Source organism: Marinobacter sp. (assembly GCF_046484525.1).
Classification (GTDB): domain Bacteria; phylum Pseudomonadota; class Gammaproteobacteria; order Pseudomonadales; family Oleiphilaceae; genus Marinobacter.
Window position 1 is genome coordinate 1 of record NZ_JAWOIS010000034.1, and the last position, 8,900, is coordinate 8,900.

General features: G+C 58.1%; 9 protein-coding genes. 6 read left to right on the plus strand and 3 right to left on the minus strand.

The features are described from left to right. Positions 1-950 (minus strand): AMP-binding protein (locus R6W86_RS07375; RefSeq protein ID WP_410328735.1); only part of this gene is annotated, 950 nt, incomplete at its 3' end. 154 nt (positions 951-1,104) lie between these two features. Here R6W86_RS07375 and R6W86_RS07380 point away from each other — a divergent pair. Beyond that, positions 1,105-2,610 carry a sensor histidine kinase gene (locus tag R6W86_RS07380; protein WP_410328727.1) on the plus strand — a complete coding sequence of 502 codons (1,506 nt, stop codon included), beginning with the start codon at positions 1,105-1,107 and terminating at the stop codon, positions 2,608-2,610. Continuing rightward, the gene (locus R6W86_RS07385) at positions 2,603-3,253 is read left to right on the plus strand and encodes a response regulator transcription factor (protein ID WP_410328728.1); all 651 of its coding nucleotides are present in this window, start codon (positions 2,603-2,605) and stop codon (positions 3,251-3,253) included. Before R6W86_RS07380 ends, R6W86_RS07385 begins: the two co-directional genes overlap by 8 nt. Here R6W86_RS07385 and R6W86_RS07390 read toward each other — a convergent pair. Further along, a complete protein-coding gene (locus tag R6W86_RS07390) occupies positions 3,250-4,659 on the minus strand; it encodes a PLP-dependent aminotransferase family protein (protein ID WP_410328729.1) in 1,410 nt (469 codons plus the stop codon). The two genes, R6W86_RS07385 and R6W86_RS07390, sit on opposite strands and share 4 nt — an antisense overlap. A 204-nt stretch (positions 4,660-4,863) precedes the next feature. Between R6W86_RS07390 and R6W86_RS07395 the strand changes: the two genes are divergently transcribed. The 3 genes from R6W86_RS07395 to R6W86_RS07405 are packed head-to-tail and all read left to right on the plus strand — an operon-like array spanning position 4,864 to position 7,218. Continuing rightward, the gene (locus R6W86_RS07395) at positions 4,864-5,181 is read left to right on the plus strand and encodes a hypothetical protein (protein ID WP_410328730.1); all 318 of its coding nucleotides are present in this window, start codon (positions 4,864-4,866) and stop codon (positions 5,179-5,181) included. Beyond that, positions 5,178-5,981 (plus strand): PhzF family phenazine biosynthesis protein, encoded by an 804-nt coding sequence (locus R6W86_RS07400; protein WP_410328731.1) that lies wholly within the window; start codon positions 5,178-5,180, stop codon positions 5,979-5,981. Before R6W86_RS07395 ends, R6W86_RS07400 begins: the two co-directional genes overlap by 4 nt. 43 nt (positions 5,982-6,024) lie before the next feature. Further along, positions 6,025-7,218 (plus strand): NAD(P)/FAD-dependent oxidoreductase, encoded by a 1,194-nt coding sequence (locus R6W86_RS07405; protein ID WP_410328732.1) that lies wholly within the window; start codon positions 6,025-6,027, stop codon positions 7,216-7,218. 204 nt (positions 7,219-7,422) lie between these two features. Here the strand turns inward: R6W86_RS07405 and R6W86_RS07410 are convergent, their stop codons facing one another. Continuing rightward, entirely contained in the window at positions 7,423-7,728 is a 306-nt protein-coding gene (locus R6W86_RS07410) for a hypothetical protein (protein ID WP_410328733.1), read from the minus strand. 303 nt (positions 7,729-8,031) lie between these two features. Here R6W86_RS07410 and R6W86_RS07415 point away from each other — a divergent pair, with 303 nt between their 5' ends. Then, entirely contained in the window at positions 8,032-8,715 is a 684-nt protein-coding gene (locus tag R6W86_RS07415) for a TnsA endonuclease N-terminal domain-containing protein (RefSeq protein WP_410328734.1), read from the plus strand. The last annotated feature ends 185 nt before the right edge of the window (positions 8,716-8,900 follow it).

Genomic DNA, 8,900 nt, shown 5'->3' on the forward strand with positions numbered 1-8,900 from the left:
GTCATTTCCGCCAACAGCGATTCCGGCGGCGGCGCGGCGGCGGTGAAGAACTGGACGGCGTGGTCAAGGTCGCGTTTCACCGTGTCCGGCGCCGAGATCATCAGCGACATCACGATCGGGGCGCCGCAGAGATGCGTGACCCCCTCGTCGGCAAGGGCGTTCCAGATCGGCTCGGCCCGCACCTGCCGCAGGCAGACATGCGTGCCGACGATGGCGGACATCGTCCACGGAAAACACCAGCCGTTGCAGTGAAACATCGGCAGGGTCCACAGATAGACCGGATGCATGTCCATGGACCAGACAGCCTGGTTGCCCAATGCATTGAGATAGGCCCCGCGGTGGTGATAGACGACGCCCTTGGGGTTGCCGGTGGTACCGGAGGTGTAGTTCAGGGAAACCGCGTCCCACTCGTTCTCGGGGAAGCTCCACTGGAACTGCGGATCACCCTCCTGCAGGAACGCCTCGTAATCGAGATCGCTGACCTGCACGCCTTCGCCGTACTCCGGGTCATCCACATCAATGACCAGCGGCTTGTGCTCCAGGTGACGGACAGCGTCCCTGATGACCTGACCGAACTCTCGATCGGCAATCACCACCTTGGCTTCTCCGTGCTCGAGCATGAAGGCAATGGCGTCGGCGTCCAGGCGCACGTTCAGGGTATTGAGCACGGCGCCGATCATGGGCACGCCAAAATGGCACTCCACCATCGCGGGAATGTTCGGCAGCATCACGGCAACGGTATCACCCCGACCGATCCCGCGACCCTGTAGGGCCGAAGCCAGGCGGCGGCAACGCTCGTAGGTTTGTGCCCAGTTGTACCGGATCGCCCCATGAATGATGGCTGGGTATTCCGGATAAACACTCGCGGTACGCTCGATGAAATCAATCGGCGACTGGACGGCGTAGTTGGCATCGACGGGCGCCAGGCCCTGGTCAAAAATCGAGGTCATGATGGGTTCCTCTTGGAGCACTGTTGTTCTTATGGCGTATTCAGGAAAATCGCTAATCTGGCTATAATTCACGCTAGTCAGAATGGTATTTGATGGGACAAATACTAGGAACTACACCAAGGTATTATAGTGTCAATACTATAACAACGATGATATGACCGACTTCCCCCCTGATACGGTATTTAGTTTGTCGGACGCCGACCCGCAACCCGGCTTGATCCTTGGCCGGGACGCTGCCCTGCTCAAGGCCAGCCGCAGTGCCATCGATCTGGTCAGCAGCGCCGGCCTGGACAGTGCGGTAGACCTGCTGCCGGTGAACACAGAGGCCCTGGTGCATTCTGCGCTTCAGCAGAACCGGGCCATCGAGAATGTCGAATCCCGGATACCCGGCCACATCCTGCTCTGGACGTTGATCCCGGACCGGGACGGCAATCAGGTACTGCTCCGGGGGCGGGATGCCACCGAGGAAATTCGCACCCGGGAGCAGGCCGTGCAGTCCAACCGCCTGTACCGGCTGATTACCGAAAACACCACCGACCTGATCTCCCGCCACGCCCCGGACGGTCGGTTCATCGATGCAACGCCGGCGTCGTGGCGGTTGCTGGGCTACTGGCCCGAGGAGCTTCGGGGCAAGCCGCTGGAAGAGGTGTTCCGGGGCGATCACGTGGTCGAGCAGCTGGTGGAAGCCCGTAACCGCCTGCGGGACGACGGCTACGCCACCATGACCCTGGAGATCCTGCACCGGGACGGCAGCAAGCGCTGGTTCGAGATTGCCAGCCGCGCCATCCGCGAGACTTACACCGGTGCGGTGGTAGAAGTCATCAGCGTGTCCAGGGACATTACCGCCCGGTTGGAATCCGAGGAAAGCAACCGGCGACTGGCGGACGAACTGGCTCATGCCGCGCGCTTGGCGACCCTCGGCGAACTGGCCTCCAGCATCGCCCACGAGATGAACCAGCCACTGGCCACCATTGTGAACTTTGCCAGCGCCAGTCAGCGGTACCTGAAGAATGCGCGAAGCAATCCCGAATGCCTGGACCGGGTGGACGACGGCCTGCAGAAGATCGTTCACCACGCCAACCGGGCCTCGGAAGTGATCAAGCGGCTCCGGGCTTTCCTACGCAAGGGCCAGAAACGAACTGCTCCGATTTCCATCAATGACGTGGTCAGCAATGTGGCCCGCCTGTGCCAGTGGGAAGCAGACAAGAACCGGGTCAGGATCCGGGAGCGGCTGTGTGATGCTGCGCCGGTGATCACCGCCGATCCGGTGTTACTCGAGCAGGTCCTGATCAATCTCATCCGCAACGGGATCGAAGCCACCGTCGAGTCCCGGCAAACGGGCAGCACTGACCAGGAAGGCCCGGCCGAGCTTACGCTGACCACCTGTATCAATGACTGGCACGAGACGCTGATCGAGGTCACCGACCAAGGCGCCGGACTGGGCGAGCAGGAAATTCGCCAGATGTTTCAGCCTTTCTATACCAGCAAGCCCCAGGGTCTCGGCCTTGGCCTGTCCATGAGCCGCTCCATTATCGAAGGCTTTGGCGGCTTCCTGGATGCCCGGCCCGCGAAGACCGATGGCCTTACCCTCACCTGCCGCTTCCCCGCCAGCGGAAACAAAAACAAAACTGTAACAGCGGAGATTTCCCGGAATGACTGAATCACCCAGTAACCAGCCCACCACCGTTTACGTGGTCGATGACGATGCTGGGATGCTCGAGTCGACCCAGTGGCTGCTCGAGTCCGTTGGACTGAGGGTTGAGGCCTACAGCGACGGCCGGAAATTCCTGGATGCCGTGGGCCACACCAGCGCCGGCTGCGTCGTACTGGATGTACGGATGCCCGGGCTCGGTGGCCTCAACGTCCAGGAGGAACTGCAGAAACGGGGACTGGAGGTGCCGATCATTTTTGTCTCCGGCCATGCGGACGTGCCTATCGTGGTCCGGGCTTTCAAATCCGGCGCTTTCGATTTCATCGAGAAACCGTTCAACGAGCAGCTGCTGCTCGACAGCGTCCAGCAGGCCCTCCAGGAGCGGCAGAGCGGGCAGCGTTTCCATGGCAATGCCCGCACCGAGGCACTGATCGATACCTTCACCCGCCGGGAGCGGGATGTTTTCCTGCCTCTGGCGCAGGGGTATACCAGCCGTGAGATTGCCGATCAGTTGGGGGTCAGCGTCAAGACCATCGACCTGTACCGGGCCCGGGTCATGAAACGCCTGGGCGCTGAGCGCCTACCGGATGTGACCGGCATCGCCATAGCGGCAGGGCTCGTTGACCCCCTGGATCTGCGCCGCAAGAGCTAGTGTCCCGTCACCTCGTGAACCAGCGCGCCGAGCCTGGCGACGGCCTTTTCGATGGTTCCGGTCCAGGGGTTTCCGCCGTTCAGGCGGAGACAGTTATCGAACTTGTTGGTGGTGGAGAACATCAGTCCGGGAGCCACGTTGATATTCTCCGCCCTTGCCCGCTGGTACACCTCCGTTCCAGATACCCCCTCCGGTAGCTGCACCCAGAGCACAAACCCGCCTTGGGGCCGACTCACCGCGGTCCCTTCCGGAAATGAGCGGGCCACCGCCGATCGCATGCGCTCGGTCGCTTCCCGGTAGTGCTGTCGGGCGGAGCGCAGGTACCGGTCATAGCCACCATGCTCCAGGAAATGGGCAACCGCCAGCTGGGGAATCGAGGAAGTTGCCAGGTTGACGAAATACTTGTGCTGGCGGGCGCTGGCCATGTGTCGGCCGGGGATCATCCAGCCCAGACGCAGGCCCGGGGAAATGGTCTTCGAGAAGGAACTGCAGTAAATCACGTTATCGGCCCGGTCGAAGGCCTTGGCGGGCCGGGGCCGCTCACCGGTGTGGTACAGATCGCCGTAGATATCGTCCTCGATGAGGGGCACATTGGCCGCCGCCAGCATGGACACCAACTGTTTCTTGCGCTCATCGGACATGCGCGCCCCCATGGGATTGCTGTGGTTGGTCACCACCACACAGGCTTTCAGGGGCCACTGCTCCAGTGCCAGCTCAAGGCCTTCGAGGCTAAGGCCTTCCGAGGGGTGGGTGGGGATTTCAATGACCCGCAAGCCCACCACCTCCAGCGCCTGGAGAATACCGGGGAACGACGGCGACTCCACCGCCACGATGTCCCCCAGCTGGGTCACCGCCCGCAGAGCCAGGATGATCGCTTCCTGCGCCCCGTTGGTTGCCAGGATATCATCCGGCGTAACCGGCACGCCGATGGTGGCCATGCGCTGGGCAATCTGTCGGCGGAACGATTCCTTGCCGGGAAAGGCGTAATCCAGGGTTTCCAGACCCCTTCGTGCCGCCCAAAGCGTACTTTGCTGGATCTGGCGCAGAGGCAGGTAATCCGGGTGCGGAATGGCGGTGGCCAGCGGCACCATGCGTTTCTGTTCATCGGCACACAGATCCAGGGTCATTTCACGCGCGGTTACCGGGACCGGCCGGCTTCGGTGTTTTGGCATGTTCGGCTCGGGCACATCCAGGACCGGCAGGCGCACAAAATAGCCGCTGCGCTCCCGGGCTTCCAGGTACCCCCGTGCCTCCAGGGTCTGGTGGGCCTGCAATACCGTCGAAATCGACACCCCGAACTGCCGGCTCAATACCCGTACGCCGGGCAACCGGTCGCCTTCCCGGTACACCCCTTCCTGGATCAGCGCCTGCAGCTGATCCGCCACCTGGCTGTATAGAACGCCCATACGGTCTCCCTCCTACCTGGTATCTCCCTTGTTATTGCACCAGACCTGTCCGGCAATGGGGCAGTACAGATCGGCAGCAAATGAACCGGTACAGACACTCTTGAGACTCGTCTGTACCGGTTCAAAAACAGATTAACTGAATCTGTTATGCCCGTCAGCAAAGCAGGACAATGATGACAAGCTCATTGAAGAAGGAGTTTCACCATGGGATCCGCCACTGTTCCTGCACGGCACTCAGCCGCTCCTGTCCTGCTCCCGGACATCCCTGCCTCTACCCGCAAGGATCTCCTGGGACTGGCATCACCAACCCTGCCCCTGGGCACCATCCGGCCGGGGGTCACCCGGAAATGGCTAAAAGACCTCGGATTCACCATCCGCCGGGCAAGCCACGGGCACTGGATTCTGACGCTCGGCCACCCCACGCCGGAGGTGCACCTTTACAGTGAGGGCGAGCTGGAGCAGTTTGCCAGATACAAGGCCCATGATTACGCTGGACGCACACTCGAGGAGACAAACCGATGATGCACCCGATCTTCCAGGTCGACGCTTTTACCGACCGTGTTTTTGGTGGCAATCCGGCCGCCGTCATGCCCCTGGACCACTGGTTGCCGGATGACACCCTCCGGGCCCTGGCGATGGAAAACAACCTGTCCGAAACCGCCTTCCTGGTCCGGCTGCCGGAGGCAGATGAGGCCGATTTCCACATCCGCTGGTTCACTCCCACGGTGGAAGTGCCCCTGTGCGGCCATGCCACGCTGGCGAGTGCCTGGGTCATCTTCAATAAGCTGGACTGGACTGGAGAGAAGATTACCCTGCAGTCAAAAAGCGGCCATCTGGGCGTTCGCAGGAACAATGACTGGCTGGTGCTCGACTTCCCCAACCTTGCTTTCGAGCAACGCCAGACACCCGCAATCATCCACGAGGCCCTTGAGGGTGCGCCGGAGACCGCCTTCTACGTGCCCAACGACACCAACTACATGGTGGTGCTGGAAAACGAAGCGGCGGTCCGGTCGGCCGAGCCCGATCTTCGCAAGCTCAAGACCCTCGGCAACCAGGGGCTGATCGTCACTGCCCGGGGCGAAGACTGCGACTTTGTCAGCCGTTATTTTGCACCCGGCGCCGGCATCGACGAGGACCCGGTGACCGGCTCCATCCACAGCGTGCTCGTGCCCTACTGGGCACAGCAAATGGCCAAGTCCTCCCTTAAGGCAAAGCAGCTGTCAGCCCGGGGCGGCCTGTTGCGCTGTGAACTGAAGGGCGACCGTATCGATATCGCCGGCCAGGCCGCGTTCTACATGCAAGGTTCCGTACACCTGCCCTGAGACTGATATACTGCCCGCCGTTCACTCACACCGGCGGGCAGTAATGACAGCATCCTCGGCATCCCACTACGACGTAATCATCATCGGCGCCGGCGCTGCCGGGCTAATGTGTGCCGCGACCGCAGGCTACCAGGGGCGCCGGGTACTGGTGGTGGACCACGCCAACAAGCCCGGAAAAAAAATCCTCATGTCCGGCGGCGGGCGCTGCAATTTCACCAACCTGAACAGCACACCGGCCAATTTCCTGTCCGATAACCCCCACTACTGCATCTCGGCGCTGAAGCGTTATACCCCCCAGGATTTCCTGGAACTGGTGGATCGCCACGGTATCGAACACGAGGAGAAAGCCCCGGGTCAGTTGTTCTGCCGGGACAGCGCCAAGGACATCCTGACCATGCTGCTGACTGAATGCGAATGGGCCGGGGCGGAAATCCGGCTGAAAACCGCGGTCACGTCCGTCAGTGAGGCAGGGGCGGGCTATCGCCTGAAAACCGGCAGTGGCGCACTGACCTGCGAATCCCTGGTGATTGCCACCGGCGGGCTCTCGATTCCGACCATGGGCGCCACCGGCTTCGGGTACGAGATCGCCCGGCAATTCGGCCTGGAAGTGCTCCCCACCCGTGCCGGGCTTGTGCCCTTCACACTGCAGCCAGAGCTGAAAACCCAGCTGGCACCGCTGGCCGGGATCAGCTGCCCGGTGGACGCCGAATGCAACCGCCAGCATTTCCGGGAACCCATGCTGGTCACCCACCGGGGCCTGAGTGGCCCGGCCATGCTGCAGATTTCCAGTTACTGGTATCCGGGGGATGACATCAGCATCAACCTGTTGCCAACGCGGCGGATCGAAGACGACCTGATGGGCCTGCGCAAGCAGAAACCGCGCACCACCGTCGCACAGTATCTGGCGGAGTACCTGCCGAAACGCTTTGCCAGCGCCTTCAACGAGCTTCACGGCTGGACCGGCCCGCTGCAGGAGTACAAGAACGCCGATATCGAAACCGTTGCCAAAACCCTGGGAGAGTGGACCATCAAGCCCGCGGGCACCGAGGGATATCGCACGGCGGAAGTCACCCTCGGCGGCGTCGACACCCGCCAGCTCTCGTCAAAGACCATGGCAGTCCTGGACCGGCCAAACCTGTATTTCATCGGGGAAGTGGTGGATGTCACCGGCCACCTGGGCGGCCACAATTTTCAGTGGGCCTGGGCTTCTGGCGTTGCTGCCGGGAATGTGGACTGAGGGTGGCCTGAAATAATTCAGATTGAGACAAACATAAATACTTTTAGACAAAGCTGACAAATAAATAATTGTTTATAGACATTCTTAGAATGCGTGCCATTTCATTAAAAGGGAATGGTCGGAGCTATGCCGCCGAAAGATCGGATTTCTCAGTCAAAGCAGGCTCACACGCGCGGGCCCATCTTTAACCATCGAAAGATGAAATTAACCGGATGATGGCGGCATCTCTCCGAGGAGCGCGTCGACAAGTTCGTCATAATCAAAACCCAGAAGACTGTCGTAGTCGATGTAGAGTCCAGACCGTTTGTAGTGAGCATCAGAGATGTACACAAAGTCTCCCCTAGTCCTGACCTCCTGATCCCATCTCAAAAGCATCCATGCGCCCAGCTCTATGCATCCCGAAGCGACGTGAATAGAGCTGAGCCCTCGAGTAGGCTCGAGGGATTCCAGAAACTTATCGTGCAATTTCGAAAGCCTCTTTAGTTCAAGTGATCTCTTTTTGTCATCCATATAATGCTCCTCCGTGCCATCCAAAAATAAGTATAAAATCTTCAAGAAAGCCAACTGACAAAACCCTCATTATTCCAAAACGATATATAGGTTTTCTTGAGCCATTAAGAGAACACAAACAAGCGAACACATTACAAAATAAAAGACCATTAACTACATATACTTAACTGGCCTTTATTTTTTATGAATTTAAATCACGTACATTTATTTTAATTAAAATTAAATCAACAGCTTATGAAAATAAAGTATTTATAATAATGACTGCCCGCTGGTAGCATATCGACAGATCAATGGGTGGATGACATGAAGAAACGAAAAAACATTACTATAGACGACAGAAATAGATGGATAACCAAATGGAAAAAGGAATGGAGTGCCGGAAAATACGAACCGTTCATTAAAACCGGGGATGTAGCCTCATTTGGAACAAAACACAAGTGCCAGGGCATTAAATCCAAGAGAGTTCATCATTTCCTGTCGACAAATGAATACCTTTTCTTTGTCTTATTAGAGTTCCGGCCAGAAGTTATTGAGATATACGAACAGTTTCCACTTCTTCCTGTAACAAGGACGCGACTCATTTCGGAAGCCCTAGAGATAAAGCATCCAAGGTATATAAGAACGACGACGAACATGGTTATTACAACGGATTTTCTTGTCAAACTTGATAGTGGCGAATGGAAGGCCTATTCCGTCAAGCCTGCCAAGAGCATAGGAAACAAGCGAACCGTCCAAAAGCAAATCATGGAGAAGACCTACTGGGAGTTACAGGGAATAGACTGGTGTTTAGTGCTAGACCGAGATATCAAAACGACTGCTAGCGCCAATCTCAGCCTTCTAAGGCATTACGCCAGTCCGCCAATTGAAAGCACGGAAATAATAATAAGCTGGAAGCATGTATTTTCAAATAGATTGTCAGAAAGCAATCGACATCAAACTAGTGAGATTATTAGGGAGACTCTGAATAAGTCTCAAAATCAGCGATAATATGGCCATCGCCAACTACATAGGATTCGTCGCCACCATGGATCAGATGACCTTCTCCGAAGCCGAGTACCAGAACAAGAAGCGTAAGACCCGTCGCGAGATCTTTCTGGAACGGATGGACAAGCTGATTCCCTGGAAGCAGTTGGAAAAGAAGGTAGCCCGTTATTACCCCAAGGGCCAGAACG

Excerpts from the sequence above, each read along its gene's own strand:
- R6W86_RS07380 (WP_410328727.1), top strand. The coding sequence starts at position 1,105 with ATGACCGACTTCCCCCCTGATACGGTATTTAGTTTGTCGGACGCCGAC.
- R6W86_RS07385 (WP_410328728.1), top strand. The coding sequence starts at position 2,603 with ATGACTGAATCACCCAGTAACCAGCCCACCACCGTTTACGTGGTCGAT.
- R6W86_RS07390 (WP_410328729.1), bottom strand. The coding sequence starts at position 4,659 with ATGGGCGTTCTATACAGCCAGGTGGCGGATCAGCTGCAGGCGCTGATC.
- R6W86_RS07395 (WP_410328730.1), top strand. The coding sequence starts at position 4,864 with ATGGGATCCGCCACTGTTCCTGCACGGCACTCAGCCGCTCCTGTCCTG.
- R6W86_RS07400 (WP_410328731.1), top strand. The coding sequence starts at position 5,178 with ATGATGCACCCGATCTTCCAGGTCGACGCTTTTACCGACCGTGTTTTT.
- R6W86_RS07405 (WP_410328732.1), top strand. The coding sequence starts at position 6,025 with ATGACAGCATCCTCGGCATCCCACTACGACGTAATCATCATCGGCGCC.
- R6W86_RS07410 (WP_410328733.1), bottom strand. The coding sequence starts at position 7,728 with ATGGATGACAAAAAGAGATCACTTGAACTAAAGAGGCTTTCGAAATTG.
- R6W86_RS07415 (WP_410328734.1), top strand. The coding sequence starts at position 8,032 with ATGAAGAAACGAAAAAACATTACTATAGACGACAGAAATAGATGGATA.